Genomic DNA, 15,314 nt, shown 5'->3' with positions numbered 1-15,314 from the left:
GACCGATTATCTAACCGTAAACGCCACAGGGATCGTGAAGCTGATCGATCCCTGCGGGATTTCGGATGGGATCGGGGGAAATGGTGAAGCCTGGCGGATCATCGCCGAGGCCTGTGCGTCGAGCGCGGCAACGCCCGACGATCCGCTGAGGCGGCCTCCGCTTACCTGTCCGCTGCGGCTCACCGTAAAAGACAGCCGCGCGACGCCGCGCTGGCCGTTGGCCCCCGACGGGTACTGGTGGAAACGCATCAGATGGGCGCGGACGCGCTGATTATAGGATGCGAGCGCCGAGGCCGATGCACCGGCGCTGGCCGCGGAGACGGCCTGGGCTTGGCGTTCAACACGCGGCGGCGCCGCGGTGCGTGGCGCGGGTGTCGCCTGGTTCGGCTTCTTCGCGTCGGGCCGGACGACCTTTGGCTTGACCGGTGTCGGCGTGGCGGTCGGGACGGGCTTGGCGGGCTCGGCCGCCGGCTTCATCTCCACCTTCTGCTCGGGCGGCGCCACCACCTCCGGCTTCTCCTGCGGCGGGGTCGGTGCGATCTGCTCCTCGACCACCTCCTGCTGTTTGACCGGCTCCGGCGGCGAGGCGTCGGCCTGCTCCATCAGCTGGTCAGAGGCGCGCTCCAGCTCAGTCGATTGCGGCGCCGCCGATACCGGCGACATGTCGACCATGATCGCAGGCAAAATGGCGCCCGGCGGCGGCCGCTGCGTGTACCAGGTCATGAACAGCGCAATCAGCGCGGCATGCGCGGCGAGGATCGCAATACCAGACGTACCCCAGCGCCGCACCCCGGCGTGATCGGTGGCGTCATGCAGCGCGAACGCGTTCATCGCGGTCAGCTACGTCCGTCGAGGCCGACCAGCGCGACCTTGAGATAGCCGGCGTTGCGCAAGAGGTTCATCACCTCCATCAGGTCGCCATAGCTGACCGCCTTGTCGGCGCGCAGATAGATCCGCTCGTCCTTGCGGCCCTTGGTGGCGCCATCGAGCGTCGCGGTCAGCGTGTCGCGCGCGATGATGTCCTCGCCGACCGCGACCGACAGGTCCGGCTTGACCGTAACGAACACCGGCTTGTCCGGACGCGGCGCCGGTTCGACCGCGCTGGCGGGCAGATCGACGCCGAGATCGACGGTGGCAAGCGGCGCGGCGACCATGAAGATGATCAGCAGCACCAGCATCACGTCGATGAACGGCGTGACATTGATCTCGTGATTCTCGGCAAGATCGTCGTCGCCGCCGCGCGAGCGGCCGCCGAAGCTTGCGCGTGTGCCCAATCTAGCGCCCATGATTCACTCCGCGGCGCGCGCCAGCCGGAACGAGCCGCGATCGCCCTCGCGGCTGATCAGCAGCATCACCATGACAGAGGCGTCGCCGAGCAGCGCGCGATGGGCCGAAATCGTGCGCGTCAGATGGTTGTAGATCACGACCGCGGGGATCGCGGCCACCAGCCCCAGCGCGGTCGCCAGCAGCGCCTCGGCGATGCCGGGGGCGACCACGGCAAGATTGGTGGTGTGGGCTTCGGAAATGCCGATGAAGGCGTTCATGATGCCCCACACCGTGCCGAACAGGCCGACAAAGGGCGCGGTAGCGCCGATGGTCGCCAGCACGCCGGTGCCGCGCGCGATCTGCCGCGACATCGCGGCCTCGACCCGCTCCAGCCGCAGCGCGATCCGCTCCTTGAAACCGTCATCGGCGATGCCGCCGGAAAGGCTGGCTTCGCGCGCCGCGGACTGCACGATCTGCGCCACCGCGTCGCCGCCGCCACGGCACTGCTTCTCGACGTCGGCGAGCACCGTATCGGCCTCGAGCAGGGAGATCCGCCGCCTGGCGGTCGCGGTCTTGCGCCTGATCTCGAGCGTTTTCGCCAGCCAGATCGTCCAGGTCACCAGCGAGGCAAACGCCAGTCCGACCATCACGGCCTGCACCACGATGTCGGCGTTGACGAACATGTTCCATGGCGAGAGATTGCGCGGCAGCAACGCGGTGTCGGTCGCGGCAAGCGCCGCCCCCGGAAATACTGCCACGCAAGCGGCGATCGAGGCCGCCAGCCTGCCGATCGCCAATCTGAGCACACTCTGCTGCATGGTCATCTCCCGGCTGACAACACTGCGGACGGCTAGGCCGCCTTTGCCGAAGCAAGGCTGTCCGCGAGCGACTGAAAGCGCTTCAGCTGGTCGCCGCGCAACGCCCGCGTCTCGTCGCGGCCGACGAACACCTTGAACATGATGCCGCCATCGACATTGATGAAGGCGACGAAGGCCGACGACTTGCCCATGAAGGGGCGCTCGACAAAGGCGATCGCGGCGCAGCGCTCATGCCTGAGATGGCCGTGCAGGCCGTTCGGCTGCATCAGGTTGAAATAGCCGCGGCCGACCTCGCCCGCCGGGATCGCACCGGTGAACTCGAAGATCGCGTCGTCGGTATGGACGATCAGCGTCACCTCGCCCCATTGCGCGACGTCCTGCATCGCGGCGGCGAATTGATTGCCGGGGCCGATGCGCACCATCGTCCCGGGCAGCGCCTCGATCACCGCGCGCGGCGTGACATTGCGCTCGCGCGCAACGTCCTCGATCACCGCGCCCGGATTTTCCGTCATATACGCCTTGAGATCGGTAGTGCTCGACATGCAAGCCTCCCGTCAGGCGGCGGCGCTGGTTTTACGCTCGGACTGGATCACCTCAAAGCCTTCGAACTTGGGATGGCCGAGGTAGAGGCTTTCGCCGGTCTTGTTGTCGGCGCGGGCGTGGGCGCGGCGGAACTCTTCCGAGCGGGTCCAGGCCTCGAACGCCGCCTTGTCGACCCAGGTGGTGTGCGACGAATACAGCGTGTGGTCGTCGGCGACCGGACCCTTGAGCAGATGAAATTCGACGAAGCCGGCCATGTTGCCGAGATAGGACTCCCGCGTTGCCCACACCGTCTCGAAAGCCTGCTCCTGGCCAAGCTTCACCTGAAACCTGTTCATCGCGATAAACATGGAAATCTCCCTGGTTGTCGTCGTAGCCGGTTTGGCCCGATCATATCGTAACGCAGAAATGCTCCGAAGCCGCGCTGGGACATCAGCACGGCCCGGAGCCTTGATGGTGGCAATCTCTCAAACAAGACCGCCGGTTGTTCTTACTCCGATCAGGTGCCTCCGAAGTGATATTTGAGACCGCCCTTGAAGACCATTCCAGGACCCGCACTCGCCCACTTCACGTCGTTCTGCGTGTCGCCGGTGCTGCCGACCGGAATGGCATAAGGCCGGTAATACGTGTTGAAAATATTCTCGGCAGACAGATTGAGGGTCAGGTCGGGCGTAGGCTTGTATTGAAGATACAGGTTGACGAGATCGTACGACGTTGCGGGCGTATAGGTCACGGGAATGTCCCTGTTTGCCTTCGCCGACGTCCACATCACGGAGACCACCAGCGTATTCTGGAGGAACCTCAAACCAGCCGTCGTCGTAATCTTCTGCGGCGGGACACTGTACAACCCGAAACCGGTCTGAAGGTTCTTGCCTTCCTGGAAGGTTCCGGCGACCCCGACGAACCAGAGGTTGGCGTCATACATCGTTTCGGCCTCGAAACCATGAATCCTGGCCCGCGCAACGTTCTGGTACTGCAGGAACGGGAAGAAACTACCAAAGCCCGGAACGACAACCGGCGTTCCGTACGCGACCTGATCGATGTAATCGGTAATATCGTTGCGGAAGAAGTTGAACTTGCCGCGGATGCTGTCGCCAGCAACCCACACGTCGTTCTTCTTCAGGTTGAAGCCGATTTCCTTGGTCTTGCCGATTTCGGGCCGCAGGTTCGGATTGGGAACGAAGCAGAATGTCGAATCGGCGCCGGGACCCGGCGTGCCCGACGGACAGCGGAAGAAGGAGTCTTGCGCGGTGGCGCCGGCATGCGGGCCGTTCACGAGCGTCTCCGTGATCGACGGTGCACGGTAGCCTTCCGCGTAGCTGACGTAGGGCGTCAGCACGGCCAGGGGCATCAGGCCGACCGTGATCTTCGGCGACAAGCGATCGCCGCCGGAGGATGTCGTCGCCGATTCCAGCTTGTAATTGTCGTAACGCAGCGCGCCCACCACTTCGAGCATCGAGGTGTAATTGGCCTTCCACTGCACGAAGCCGCCGGACACCGTGCGCCTGCCGCCCGGGGTCGTAACCTCCGAGGTTCCGCGAAGGTCTTCGGTCGACACCTTGTCCTGGAACGCATCGAGCCCGTAGGTGACGGCATGACGCCAGTCATAGGTCTCGAAACGTGTCGTGTTGTGAACGTCGACGCCGACCGTGTCGAGCAGATATCCGCGGTTGCTGCCGATACAGCCGGAGATCGGATTTCCAGGGACGCCGCCGCAATAGACCGACGGAGTCGTACTGGTGTGGAACGTTTTGATCTGATCGTTGTCGGTCCGATTCCAGTAGACCTTCGCATCCCAATCGAACCACTTGTCTTCCGGCTTCGAATATTTCCAGCCGAGCGTGGTCGTGTAGTTCTTCACATTGGTTGCGTAGATCGACGTGCCGAGAAGGTTGTTGGTGCCGTTCGGATTGGTTGAATTCGGATCGCCGGCGCGCCGCGGCGGCTGGCCGACGCTGTAGATACTCTCCTGGAATATGGCGCCGAGCTTGACCTCGTGCCCATCAGCCGGGCGCACCGTCAGCTTGCCGATACCGCTGTTGAGACGGTTTCCGGTATTGGCGACCTCATAGCCGGTGCCGTCCTTGTAGTTTTCCTGCGTGCTGTAGGTGCCGCCGGCAAACAGATCGACGTTCGGGTTGACGTGAACGCCACCGAAGACCGAACCCAGCGCACGGCCGTAATTGGTGCCGAGAATGGTCTTGGCATCCACGCCCCAGCGCTCGCCCGGCCGCACGACGTCCTCGATGTCCTTGGTGCGGAACGAGGCCACGCCGCCGATCGCACCGGAGCCGTAGATGTTCGCGGTCGGGCCGCGCACGATATCGATTCCGGCGATCAGTTCCGGATTGAGGAAGAACGAGCCGTTCGCAAAATGGCCGGTGCGCTGATAGTTCTGCCGGGCGCCATCGACCACCACGGCAACACGGCCGAAATCCTGCAGGCCGCGAATATTGATCGCGGTGGACGGCTCATCGCCGCGGTTCTGCACCCAGACGCCGGGGATGTTGTAGAGGAGATCGCCGACCGTAGAGGCCTGACGCCCCTGGATCTGTTCGAGCGTCACGACGCTGACCGGCGCCAGCGCGTCGATCGCGCGCTCTTCGGTCTTCGATGCCGCAACCGTGATGGTGTCGAGCGACTGCACCGGTGCGCGGCCGACCTGCGCGTACGCATTCAACACCGGCGCGGCGGCCTGCTGTTCCGCTTGCGGCTTGGCGGATTTGCGCTTGGCCTGTTTTTTCCGTTCCGACGGACGACCGGTCTCCTGCGTGTCCGCGGTCTGCGCAACCGCGGCATCGACCATCAGCAACGCAAATGACACCACCGACGCGCCCAAAAGAAGGGCGCGCGGATACCTAGCCCCGTCAGCCATAACAACCCCAACCTGTTATCGAATTTCTTGGGTCTGGCTGGCGGGCGCTGCGCGACGTGCGAGCTGCTTGCTGGCTACCACTTTTCGAACGCAGGCTCCCCCGCCCGCATTCTGTCACATTTGGTTAAGCGGTGGCGTCGGGGCGGTCAATGACCGCAGGGCGCACTTTATATCTATTGTAAATTGCCGCGGTTGGATTGCGCTTCGGCCCAACTATACAAGGTTGGATCATAAGAACTTCTTTGGGGCACAACAGAATTAGATGGCCGCACCTTCCGGAGACAAACTCGGAGACGCCACCGGGAAAGCAGGGAATCCCCCTGTTGCGGGGCGATCGGTGGTCATGAGCGGCAACCGGCTCGACAGCCGCGAGCTGTTTGCAACCGAACGCGAGATCATCATTGCGCACGGCGAAGAGAATTACCGCTTGCGGCTGACGTCGCAAAACAAGCTGATCCTGACCAAGTGATGCCTGCAAGTGATCCCTGGATGACAATTTCCCGCACACTCGCTCTGCTCGCCACGACCTGCGCCTTCGCCATTGGCGGCGCCGCGCTGGCGGCGGGCATTACGGTGCATGACGCGCGCAACCGCGACGTCACGATTTCGGATCCGGCGCGGATCGTTTCGATCGGCGGTGCCATCACCGAGATCCTCTACGCGCTCGGCTTTGAGGACCGGCTGGCCGGCGTCGACGCGACCAGCCTCTATCCGACGTCGGCGCTGCGCGACAAGCCCAATGTCGGCTATATGCGCCAGCTCTCGGCCGAGGGCGTGCTCGGGCTCAACCCTTCACTCGTGCTCGCCGTGCAGGGATCGGGGCCGAAGGAAACCATGGACGTGCTGGAGGCGGCGAAGGTGCCGCTGGTGCTGGTGCCCGAAATCTTTTCCGAACAGGGCCTGCTCGACAAGATCAAGCTGGTCGGCCGCGCCATGGGCGCCGACGCGCGCGCCGAATGCCTGACCGCGGCGGTATCCGGCGACCTGGCGCAACTGCGTGCGCTGCGCGCCAAAGTGACAAAACCCGTGCGCGTGATGTTCGTGATGTCGCTGCTCAACGGCCGCGCCATGGCGGCCGGCCAGAAGACTGCGGCGAATGAAATCATCGCGCTGGCCGGCGGCGTCAATGCGATCGACAGCTATGAGGGCTACAAGATCATCAATGACGAGGCGATCGTCGCCGCCAGGCCCGACGTGGTGCTCTCGATCCAGCGCAGCAAGGATTCGCTGGAAGCCGAAGCGGTCTACGTCCATCCGGCCTTCGCGATGACGCCTGTGGTGGCGAACAAGGCCTTCATCTCGATGGAAGGCCTCTATCTGCTCGGCTTCGGCCCACGCACCGCCGCCGCCGCGCGCGACCTCTCGGTCAAGCTTTATCCGGCGCTAGCGCCGCAGGCAGAGAAGTTCACGCCGGCCGTGCTGACGGCAAATTGCCGGCAATGACCGCGGCGGCGCCGGCCGAGACGGACGGCGCGAAACAACGTCGCAGCGGCACCGCGCTGCGGCCCGCCGCCATGCTGACGCTGGTTGGGTTGCTGCTGGCGCTCGCCGGTGCGGCGCTGATCGCACTCACGATGGGCGCTGCGGGAATTCCCTTGTCGCGGCTTCCGGCTGCTCTCGGCCTGTGGACGGATTCCTCGCCGCATCCGCTGGCGGTACGCGATCAGCTCGTGCTGTGGTCGATCCGGATTCCGCGGATCGCGGCGGCGGCGATGGTTGGCGGCCTGCTCGCCGCGTCCGGCGCCATCATGCAGGGGCTGTTTCGAAATCCGCTGGCCGATCCTGCCCTCGTCGGCGTCTCCAGCGGCGGCGCGTTTGCGGCGGCCAGCGCGATCGTGTTCACCGACAGCCATCTCGGCGAAAGCCTGCGCTTCATGCAGAACCAGTTGCTGCCGCTCGCGGCCTTCTTCGGCTCGCTGGCGACCACCACCGTGCTCTACGGCATCGCCAGCCGTTCGGGCCGGACCTCAATTGCGATCTTCCTGCTGGCGGGGCTGGCGATCGCCGCGATCGCCAATGCCGGCATCGGGCTTCTGGTGTTCATCGCCGAGGATCGCCAGTTGCGCGACATCACCTTCTGGCTGCTGGGATCGCTGAGCGGCGCGACCTGGCCCAAGGTCGCCACGCTGGCGCCGGTGCTGCTGTTCGCCCTGATCGCCTGCCTGTGGATTGGCCGCGGGCTCGACGTGCTGGTGCTCGGCGAGGCCGAGGCGTTTCACAGCGGCGTCGACGTCGAGCGCCTGAAGCGGATTTCGATCGTGCTGGTGTCGGCGATGACCGGCGTTGCCGTGTCGATCTGCGGCGTGGTCGGATTTGTCGGCATCGTGGTACCGCATCTGCTGCGGCTGGTGATCGGGCCGGCGCACCGGCTGCTGCTGCCGGCCTCGGTATTATCAGGTGCGATCCTGCTGGTCGGCGCCGATACGCTGGCGCGCACCATCGTGGCGCCTGCCGAAATGCCGATCGGTATCCTGACCGCGGCGGTCGGCGCGCCGTTCTTCCTTGCCATGCTGCTGCGCCAGCGCGGGCTGGTCGGACTATGAACCCGATCCTCGAAGCGCGGTCGGTCTCGCTGCGGATCGGCGACGCGACCCTGGTCGACGCCATCGATCTTCGCGTCGCTGCCGGCGAGATGGTCGCGATCGTCGGGCCCAACGGCGCCGGCAAGTCGACGCTGGTGCGGATGCTGTCCGGTGACCTCCGCCCGACCCGCGGCCATGTCGAACTCAAAGGGCGCGACATCGATGCCTACAGACCGCGCCAATTGGCCCAGCATCGCGCCATGCTGTCGCAGCACGTCACCGTCACCTTCCCGTTCACGGTCGAAGAGATCGTGGCGATGGGCGCCGGCGACAACAGCCGCGCCGCCGCGCAAAGGCTGGTCGAGACGGCGCTGCACGAGGTCGGGCTGGAGCGCTTCAGCCACCGGCAATTGCCGACCTTGTCCGGCGGCGAACAGCAGCGCGCGCATTTTGCCCGCGTGCTGGTGCAACTCGCCCGCGGCGAGGCGCAGCACGGGCCGGGATTGCTGCTGCTGGATGAGCCGACCTCGAGCCTCGACATGCGCCACCAGATCGACCTGGTGGAAACAGCCAAGCTGCGCGCGCGCAATGGCACGGCTGTGATCGCGGTGCTGCACGACCTCAACCTGGCGATGCGTTTCGCCGACCGGATCGTGCTGCTGCACCGCGGCAGGCTGGCGATCGACGGCGGCCGCACCGACGCCATCACGGCCGAAACCATCCGCCGCATCTTCGAGGTGGATGTCACGGTCGAATATACCGACCATGGCGTGCCGTTCCTGCTGCCGCAAACCATGCGACCGGTCGCGACCCGCTAGCCGCCCAAGGATCCTCGTTCGCGCGGGCGGCGTAAGGCCGCAACTTTATCCAACAGCATCACCGGCGTTTCACAAAACTGTCAGGTGGCTGTTGCAAGGTCCTCCGAGAACACGGCATCGCTTCTCACAGGAGATATTACCATGCGCATGTCACTGCTCTGTTCCGTCGCCTCCGTCTTTCTGGCTACAGGTGCCGCGTTTGCGCAAGGCGAAGGCGAGTTTCCCGCCACGCTGAAGGGCCACGCCATCCTCCCCGCCCAATCCTTTGTCGAGGCCCCCGCCGACGCGCCTGATGATCTCAAGACGTCAGGCAAATACACCACCGGTCGCCGCGTGGATGCCGTTGGCAGCGTGATGGGAAAATCCTATGAGCGCCCGACCGGCGTCGCGCTGCCCTTCAAGGGCCAGCCGCTGCAGGGCCATTCCGGCATCAAGGTGATGGCAGACGGTTCGTTCTGGGTGCTCACCGACAACGGCATGGGCTCGCGCTATAACTCCGCCGACTCGATGCTGTACCTGAACCGCCACAAGATCGACTGGGCGACCGGCAAGATCGACCGCCAGGAAACCGTCTTCCTGCATGATCCCGACAAGAAGGTACCCTTCCGCATCGTCCACGAAGCCACCGCCAAGCGCTACCTCACCGGCGCCGACTTCGACACCGAAGGTTTCCAGATCATCGGCGACACCTTCTGGATCGGCGATGAATTCGGCCCCTACATCCTGAAAGCCGACAAGACCGGCAAGGTGCTCGCCGTGTTCGACACCACCGCCGACGGCAAGCCGGTGCGTTCGCCCGATCACTGGTCGGTGCAGTCGCCGGGCGCGCCCGGAGCCAGCTACACCACTGTCAACCTGCGCCGCTCCAAGGGTTATGAAGGCTTTGGCGGATCGAAGGACGGCAAGTTCCTCTACGGCCTGCTGGAAGGCCCGCTGTGGGATGCCGAGAAAAAAGATTGGGAAAAGGTCGACGGCAAGGAAGCCGCGCGGATTCTCGAATTCGACGTCGCGGCGGAAAAATTCACCGGGCGCTACTGGCACTATGTGTTCGAGGCCAACGGCCACGCGATCGGCGACTTCAACATGATCGACGCGTCCTCCGGCCTGATCATCGAGCGCGACAATGGCGAAGGCACCGCGGACAAGGCCTGCCCGCAAGGCACCCGCGGCGAAAACTGCTTCCCGGACCTCGCAAAATTCAAGCGCGTCTACAAGGTCGAACTATCAGACGCCAACGCCAGCAAGCCGGTGCGCAAGGTCGCCTATATCGACCTGATGAAGATCCGCGATCCCGACAAGAAAGCAAAGAAGCCGCTCAATGACGGCGTGCTGACGTTCCCGTTCTTCACCATCGAGAACGTCGACCGCGTCGACGACACGCATATCATCGTCGGCAACGACAACAACCTGCCGTTCTCCTCGAGCCGCGATCCGAACAAGGCCGACGACAACGAGTTCGTGCTGCTGGAAGTCGGCGAGTTCTTGAAGGCGAAGTAAAGGCCTCCACCCTATCGGCCGTCATTGCCTGCGACAAACGCGAAGCGTTTGCGCAAGGGAGCGAAGCGACGAAGCAATCCATCTATCCCCGCGCAGGGAGATGGATTGCTTCGCGGAGCCTGTCATCGGGCGCGCATTCGCGCGACCCGTTGGCTCGCAATGACGGTGGGGATCTAGTCACTGCACTCGCGCGGTTACTCCTTCCGCGTCCGGTAATCCCCGAACGTCGCGTCGCGCTGGTCGAGCTGTGATTTCACGCTTCCACCGTCGCGGCGGAATGTCGACATGTAGTTGCGGCTGGCCTCCGTCGTGAACGCCAGCGCCTGGATCTCGGTGCCGGCGCGCATCGCGGCGCGGGCGCCCATGATCTCCATCGCGCGGTGCACCGAGCGCTTGTTGAGCTGCTGCAACTCAATCGGCACTTTGGCGGCGCGCTCGGCGAAATCCAGCGTGCGCGCGTCGAGCTCTTCTAGCGGAAACGACCGCGTCGCAAAGCCCCATTCGGCGGCCTCGCGGCCGGACATCGCGTCGCCGGTCAACATCAGCTCCATGGCGCGGCGCATGCCGACCAGCCAGGGGTGATACTGCATGTCGGGCGGACTCATCAGCCGCACCGGCGGATAACCGATCTGCGCATCGTCGGCGACGTAGACGATATCGCAGGCGGTCGCGAGCTCCGTGCCGCCGGCAAGGCAATAGCCGTGCACCTGCGCCACCACGGGTTTTGCAAGATCCCAAATCCCGAACCAGCCCTCGACGACGTGCCGCGACCATTGGCCGGGGCCTGCGGCCGAGTGATAGGGCTGGTCGACGCGGTTATCCGCCGACAGATCATACCCTGCGGAAAAACAGGGACCAGCGCCGCGAACAATCGAGATCGAGATATCAGGATCGCGGTCGGCCTGCTCCAGCACCTCGAACACTTCCGCCCGCAGGCGGTTGTTCAGCGCATTCCGCTTCTCCGGGCGATTGAGCGTGACGCGCCGGACCCGCGGACGGGGATCATCGACGAGAATGTGTTCGTAGGGCATTGGCAGTTTCTCCCTGTCTGCGGACCTGTTCGGCGGTCCTTGGGCTTGCGCTGATGCAGACATCAGAGAGGAAGTCTGTAGTGACAGCAAGGCCGCGGGATGCAGGTCAGCACCCCGCGGCCCCGTGACTAAACTCAGCCGGTCAGCCGGCCGGGGTCATCACGATGCCCTTGTCCTTGGGCCAGCGCACGCGCCACGCAAAGCCGATATCGCGGACTTCGCCGGCCTTGGCCTCGAACGCCCATTCCAGCACGCCGCGCTTGTCGCGCAGGTTGGTCGTGGTCGGCGGCGTCGAGGACGACAGCATTTCGACCTGGATGTCCTCGTTCTCGCTGACCGGCAGTTGATCCTCGATCGCGACTCTGATCGGGAAGTCGTGGCCGTTGCGGATGGTGGTCTTGAACGAGCGCTCATCGGTCTTCGACGTCGTCACGATCAGGCCGGCCGAACCCTCGTTGCGCTTGATTGTCGTGCGCTCGATCTTGATCTTGTCGTCGGCGCCGAAGCCGAGCCGCACCGTTTCGTCCTTGCCTGCGGCGGCCATCTGGCCGCGACCGACGAACACCCCGTCGCGATAGATCGAGACACGGCCGGGCAGCAATGGCGCGTCCTCGGTCTGCTTGAAGCTGGCTTCGAGGAACGCGGTCGGGTCCAGCACCGGTACGGCGCGGACCGCAAGATCGGGCGCGATGATCGCGCTGGAGACGCGCAGGCTTTTGGCCCCCTCGCTCGCGCCGAGGCTGACACGGCCGGGAATTTTGAACACCACCTGGAAACCGCTGACTTCGGCTGAGGCCTGCTGTTCGTCGGCACGCTCACGTTCCGAAGCTGCTTCTGCTACCCTGGCCGCCGGGGCGGCGCGCACCAATGGCTTGGTGGCATCCATGCCACCGCTGACGGATGCGGCAGCCCGCGGCGGCGGCGGATATTGCACGATCAGCGAGTTCAGATCCTGCGCCTTGCCGCCGCGCGCGGTGCGCACGGTGGAAACCGCGAGCGCGACATTCGACCAGTCCTCGCCGGTGTTCTGGGTGATTTCGGCGCGGCGCACCAGTTCGAGCGCGGGCTTGCGGTCCTTGGCGCCGGTATCGAGACGGGCATCATACAGCGGCGTCCAGCGCGCGTTGCGCACCGCATAGGTCACCCGCAACGTGGCCTTGGTCGCGGCCGCCGCGGCGAGCTCGATCCGGACCTCGAGCTTGCTCGGCGGCTTCTGGGCCCGGTCGGCTTCCAGCCGCGCAATCTCGCGGTCGAGTTCGCGCTGCTTGCGCTCGGCATCGCGGATCGCGCTGTCGGCGGTGGCGACCTCCTCGGCCACGGCGGCAAAAGCCGCGCGCCATTCGGCAATCGGGCGCGCCTCGCCTTTGTCGCCGATGCCGGCCGGCGAGGCTTCCGCAAAGCGCTCGGCGAATTTGCGTCGCGCCGCGGCTGAATTGATCGCGCCCTGCAGATCGGCGCGCTGGTCCTTCAACGCCTCGATACGCTTGTCGAGTTCGGGCAGATTGACCGGCGGCGCCGCACGCGGCGGCTTGGCGTCGATGGCGCCAATGGTGAGTTTTGCTCCCGCCTCACCCTCGACCCCCAGCGAGGACGGATCCAGCGTCAGCGGAAAATCCTTCAGCACGGCCGAGTGGTCGCCGGCCGGAAGATCGAGGCTGATGACCCGGGTGATGCTGGCGCCGTCGGGATAGACGGTGACGGCATCGACAGCCGAACTGGCTGCTACATCGGCCGCCCGCGCTGGAGCTGCGGCCAACGCCGCAACCACGACGAGGCTGGTCGTCACAAGACATTTGGCTGAAAATCGCATTGGTTTCCCTCTTCGAAAGGCCGCCTGCTGAACGGCGACGCAAAAAAACCCACCACGCCTCGTGATGAGACGTTGCGAGACAGAAACTGGTTCGATTGGGGTTTCCGTGAGGCTTATGCGAGGCGGCACCGCGGCGGGGAAGGTAGCCGGCGGCTGTCAGGCCGCCCGCACCGAGTTCAGGAATTTGCCGACTTCGAGCTTGAGGCGGTTGCTGTCGCCCGACAGCGATTGCGCCGCCGAGTGCACCTGCTCCGACGCCGCCCCGGTCTCGCTGGCGCCCTGCCGGACGTCGGTGATGTGGGCGCTGACCTGGCTCGTTCCCAGTGCCGCCTGCTGCACGTTGCGCGAAATTTCCTGCGTCGCCGCGCCCTGCTCTTCCACGGCGGAAGCGATCGTCGACGAGATCTCCGACAGCCGCTCGATCGTGCCGCTGATGTCCTTGATGGCGTTTACCGAATCCTCGGTCGCAGACTGGATGCCTGCGATCTGCCGGCCAATGTCGCCGGTCGCCTTCGCCGTCTGTTCGGCCAACGCCTTGACCTCGGACGCCACCACGGCAAACCCGCGCCCCGCTTCGCCCGCGCGCGCCGCCTCGATCGTCGCGTTGAGCGCCAGCAAATTGGTCTGTCCCGCGATGGTGTTGATCAGTTCGACCACGTCGCCGATACGCGCGGCGGCCTTGGACAATTCGCCGACGCGAGCATTGGTTTGGTGCGCCTGGCCGACGGCCTCATTGGCGATGCGCGCCGATTCCTGCACCTGGCGGCTGATCTCGTTGACCGAGGAGGTCAGCTCCTCGGTGGCGGAGGCCACCGACTGCACATTGGCGGAGGCTTCTTCGGAAGCGGCTTCGACCATGGTGGTCAATTCCTGCGAACGGGTGGCGGTCGATGTCAACACGCCGGCCGAAGCTTCCAGCTCGGTCGATGCGGACGACACCGTCTCCACGATCTCGCCGACCGCGCCTTCGAACGCGTCCGCCATCCTGATCATGTCGGCCTTGCGCTCGTGGGCGGCGATCTGGTCCTGCCTGATCTTGGCATCCGCCTCGTCGCGTGCCTTCTGCTCGGCGTTGACCTTGAAGGTTTCCACGGCTTGCGCGATTTCCCCGATCTCGTCGGCGCGGCCAAGGCCCGGCAGCACGATGGCGAGATTACCCTTGGCAAGCTCAACCATGGCCGCCCTCATCGCCGACAGCGGTTTTGAAACCGACCTGCCGATGAACAATCCCGCCCCCATCACCGCAACCGCGATCAGCAGGATGGCGATTTCGATCGTCCTCTGAATGCTGTCGCGTTGCGCAACGTTCAAGCGGTCGGCCTCGGTCCTGATACCGTTGACCGACGTCGACACCGCGTCGATGACGGGCTCGACCGCGGCGAACGATTCAGACATCGCCTTCAGCTCATCGGCCAGTTTCAGGGCCTGCTCCATCCAGGCCTGGAAATCGCGCTGATAGTCGGCGAGCTTCTGCTTGAGTTCGGCCTTCGCGGCTTCCGGAATATTCGCAGCATCCAGTCCAGCGACGAACTCAGCATTCCGCTTTTTCATCTCGTCGCCATATTTGCGGTCACGCCGCAGCATGAAATCCTTCTCGTGCCGGCGCATCCTCAGCATGGTGATCAGCAGCCCGGACTCTTTCAGCTGCTCGACCCGCGATTCGATATCGTGGACCGAGGCGCGCAGCCGTCCCTCAAGGCCGGATTTCTCGTCGAGGCCAAGCTGGCGCTTCTGCTCGACGACCGCGGTGAAATGAGTCTGGTATTTTTTCAGAGAGGCGCTCATCGCCTCGATCTGGCGGGCCAATTCGGGCTTGCCGACGGCGACGATCTTGCCGTGCAGCGTATCGATATCGGCAGCAACGGCTTTGGCAATCTCGACCTGGCCGTCCGCCTTCTTCGCGTCATTGCGCAGCAGGAAATCCTTTTCGGCGCGGCGGCCTTCCAGCAATTCGACTTCGATCTTGCTGTTCAACTCCGCGATGGTGCGCGCGTTGTCGGCGGCATAGCGGTATACCGCCATGGCCTTTTCGCCATACATATGGATGCAGCCGATCAGAACGACACCGATAACGCCGATAACCCCGATCGCCGTGATCTTGTGCGTGAGACGTAGAGAAAAAGGCCGCATGCTGATC

The 15,314-nt window shown here is 64.6% G+C and carries 14 protein-coding genes; 5 read left to right on the top strand and 9 right to left on the bottom strand.

Annotated features, from left to right (window positions below; all coding sequences use genetic code 11):
• Positions 1–6 precede the first annotated feature (6 nt).
• The 6 genes from JQ567_RS16115 to JQ567_RS16090 form a co-directional block, all read right to left on the bottom strand.
• On the bottom strand, positions 7–831 hold the full coding sequence (locus tag JQ567_RS16115; protein WP_212439733.1) for an energy transducer TonB: 825 nt from the start codon (positions 829–831) through the stop codon (positions 7–9).
• Positions 832–836: 5 nt separating this feature from the next.
• Positions 837–1,286 (bottom strand): TonB system transport protein ExbD, encoded by a 450-nt coding sequence (gene exbD / locus JQ567_RS16110; RefSeq protein ID WP_212439732.1) that lies wholly within the window; start codon positions 1,284–1,286, stop codon positions 837–839.
• A gap of 3 nt (positions 1,287–1,289) precedes the next feature.
• Positions 1,290–2,090: a tonB-system energizer ExbB gene (exbB, locus tag JQ567_RS16105; protein ID WP_409363609.1), complete on the bottom strand. Its 801-nt coding sequence runs from the start codon at positions 2,088–2,090 to the stop codon at positions 1,290–1,292.
• Positions 2,091–2,116: 26 nt separating this feature from the next.
• Complete coding sequence (gene hutX, locus JQ567_RS16100) at positions 2,117–2,626, bottom strand: heme utilization cystosolic carrier protein HutX (protein WP_212439730.1); 510 nt, start codon at positions 2,624–2,626, stop codon at positions 2,117–2,119.
• A 12-nt stretch (positions 2,627–2,638) separates the two neighbouring features.
• Positions 2,639–2,974, bottom strand: coding sequence for an antibiotic biosynthesis monooxygenase (locus tag JQ567_RS16095; protein WP_212207247.1), 336 nt, complete (start codon positions 2,972–2,974; stop codon positions 2,639–2,641).
• Between the two features lie 149 nt (positions 2,975–3,123).
• On the bottom strand, positions 3,124–5,499 hold the full coding sequence (locus tag JQ567_RS16090) for a TonB-dependent hemoglobin/transferrin/lactoferrin family receptor (protein ID WP_212439729.1): 2,376 nt from the start codon (positions 5,497–5,499) through the stop codon (positions 3,124–3,126).
• 262 nt (positions 5,500–5,761) lie between these two features.
• Between JQ567_RS16090 and JQ567_RS38175 the strand changes: the two genes are divergently transcribed.
• From JQ567_RS38175 to JQ567_RS16065, 5 genes are all read left to right on the top strand, one after another.
• Positions 5,762–5,968, top strand: a complete 207-nt coding sequence (locus JQ567_RS38175; protein WP_249165490.1) for a hemin uptake protein HemP — start codon at positions 5,762–5,764, stop codon at positions 5,966–5,968.
• A gap of 20 nt (positions 5,969–5,988) precedes the next feature.
• On the top strand, positions 5,989–6,942 hold the full coding sequence (locus JQ567_RS16080; protein ID WP_212439728.1) for a hemin ABC transporter substrate-binding protein: 954 nt from the start codon (positions 5,989–5,991) through the stop codon (positions 6,940–6,942).
• Positions 6,939–8,042 (top strand): iron ABC transporter permease, encoded by a 1,104-nt coding sequence (locus JQ567_RS16075; RefSeq protein ID WP_212439727.1) that lies wholly within the window; start codon positions 6,939–6,941, stop codon positions 8,040–8,042. Before JQ567_RS16080 ends, JQ567_RS16075 begins: the two co-directional genes overlap by 4 nt.
• Positions 8,039–8,839 (top strand): heme ABC transporter ATP-binding protein, encoded by an 801-nt coding sequence (locus tag JQ567_RS16070; RefSeq protein ID WP_212439726.1) that lies wholly within the window; start codon positions 8,039–8,041, stop codon positions 8,837–8,839. The genes JQ567_RS16075 and JQ567_RS16070 overlap by 4 nt, the downstream gene beginning before the upstream one ends.
• 141 nt (positions 8,840–8,980) lie before the next feature.
• A complete protein-coding gene (locus JQ567_RS16065) occupies positions 8,981–10,336 on the top strand; it encodes an esterase-like activity of phytase family protein (protein ID WP_212439725.1) in 1,356 nt (451 codons plus the stop codon).
• 194 nt (positions 10,337–10,530) lie between these two features.
• On the opposite strand, the gene JQ567_RS16060 is transcribed toward JQ567_RS16065, so the two are convergent.
• The 3 genes from JQ567_RS16060 to JQ567_RS16050 form a co-directional block, all read right to left on the bottom strand.
• On the bottom strand, positions 10,531–11,367 hold the full coding sequence (locus JQ567_RS16060; RefSeq protein ID WP_212439724.1) for an enoyl-CoA hydratase-related protein: 837 nt from the start codon (positions 11,365–11,367) through the stop codon (positions 10,531–10,533).
• A 142-nt stretch (positions 11,368–11,509) separates the two neighbouring features.
• Positions 11,510–13,177, bottom strand: a complete 1,668-nt coding sequence (locus JQ567_RS16055; protein ID WP_212439723.1) for a mucoidy inhibitor MuiA family protein — start codon at positions 13,175–13,177, stop codon at positions 11,510–11,512.
• A gap of 156 nt (positions 13,178–13,333) precedes the next feature.
• A complete protein-coding gene (locus tag JQ567_RS16050) occupies positions 13,334–15,307 on the bottom strand; it encodes a methyl-accepting chemotaxis protein (protein WP_212439722.1) in 1,974 nt (657 codons plus the stop codon).
• Positions 15,308–15,314: the final 7 nt, after the last annotated feature.

Origin of the sequence: Bradyrhizobium sp. AUGA SZCCT0431, from assembly GCF_018131065.1 — a bacterium.
Taxonomy (GTDB): Bacteria; Pseudomonadota; Alphaproteobacteria; order Rhizobiales; family Xanthobacteraceae; genus Bradyrhizobium.
This window is presented reverse-complemented; position numbering and strand designations above follow the sequence as displayed.

Bases quoted from the DNA above. Each gene is read 5' to 3' on its own strand.
- JQ567_RS16070 (WP_212439726.1), top strand. From the start codon at position 8,039: ATGAACCCGATCCTCGAAGCGCGGTCGGTCTCGCTGCGGATCGGCGAC.
- exbB (WP_409363609.1), bottom strand. From the start codon at position 2,090: ATGACCATGCAGCAGAGTGTGCTCAGATTGGCGATCGGCAGGCTGGCG.
- JQ567_RS16095 (WP_212207247.1), bottom strand. From the start codon at position 2,974: ATGTTTATCGCGATGAACAGGTTTCAGGTGAAGCTTGGCCAGGAGCAG.
- hutX (WP_212439730.1), bottom strand. From the start codon at position 2,626: ATGTCGAGCACTACCGATCTCAAGGCGTATATGACGGAAAATCCGGGC.
- JQ567_RS16080 (WP_212439728.1), top strand. From the start codon at position 5,989: ATGACAATTTCCCGCACACTCGCTCTGCTCGCCACGACCTGCGCCTTC.
- JQ567_RS16075 (WP_212439727.1), top strand. From the start codon at position 6,939: ATGACCGCGGCGGCGCCGGCCGAGACGGACGGCGCGAAACAACGTCGC.
- JQ567_RS16055 (WP_212439723.1), bottom strand. From the start codon at position 13,177: ATGCGATTTTCAGCCAAATGTCTTGTGACGACCAGCCTCGTCGTGGTT.
- JQ567_RS16050 (WP_212439722.1), bottom strand. From the start codon at position 15,307: ATGCGGCCTTTTTCTCTACGTCTCACGCACAAGATCACGGCGATCGGG.
- JQ567_RS16115 (WP_212439733.1), bottom strand. From the start codon at position 831: ATGAACGCGTTCGCGCTGCATGACGCCACCGATCACGCCGGGGTGCGG.
- JQ567_RS16060 (WP_212439724.1), bottom strand. From the start codon at position 11,367: ATGCCCTACGAACACATTCTCGTCGATGATCCCCGTCCGCGGGTCCGG.
- exbD (WP_212439732.1), bottom strand. From the start codon at position 1,286: ATGGGCGCTAGATTGGGCACACGCGCAAGCTTCGGCGGCCGCTCGCGC.
- JQ567_RS38175 (WP_249165490.1), top strand. From the start codon at position 5,762: ATGGCCGCACCTTCCGGAGACAAACTCGGAGACGCCACCGGGAAAGCA.
- JQ567_RS16065 (WP_212439725.1), top strand. From the start codon at position 8,981: ATGCGCATGTCACTGCTCTGTTCCGTCGCCTCCGTCTTTCTGGCTACA.
- JQ567_RS16090 (WP_212439729.1), bottom strand. From the start codon at position 5,499: ATGGCTGACGGGGCTAGGTATCCGCGCGCCCTTCTTTTGGGCGCGTCG.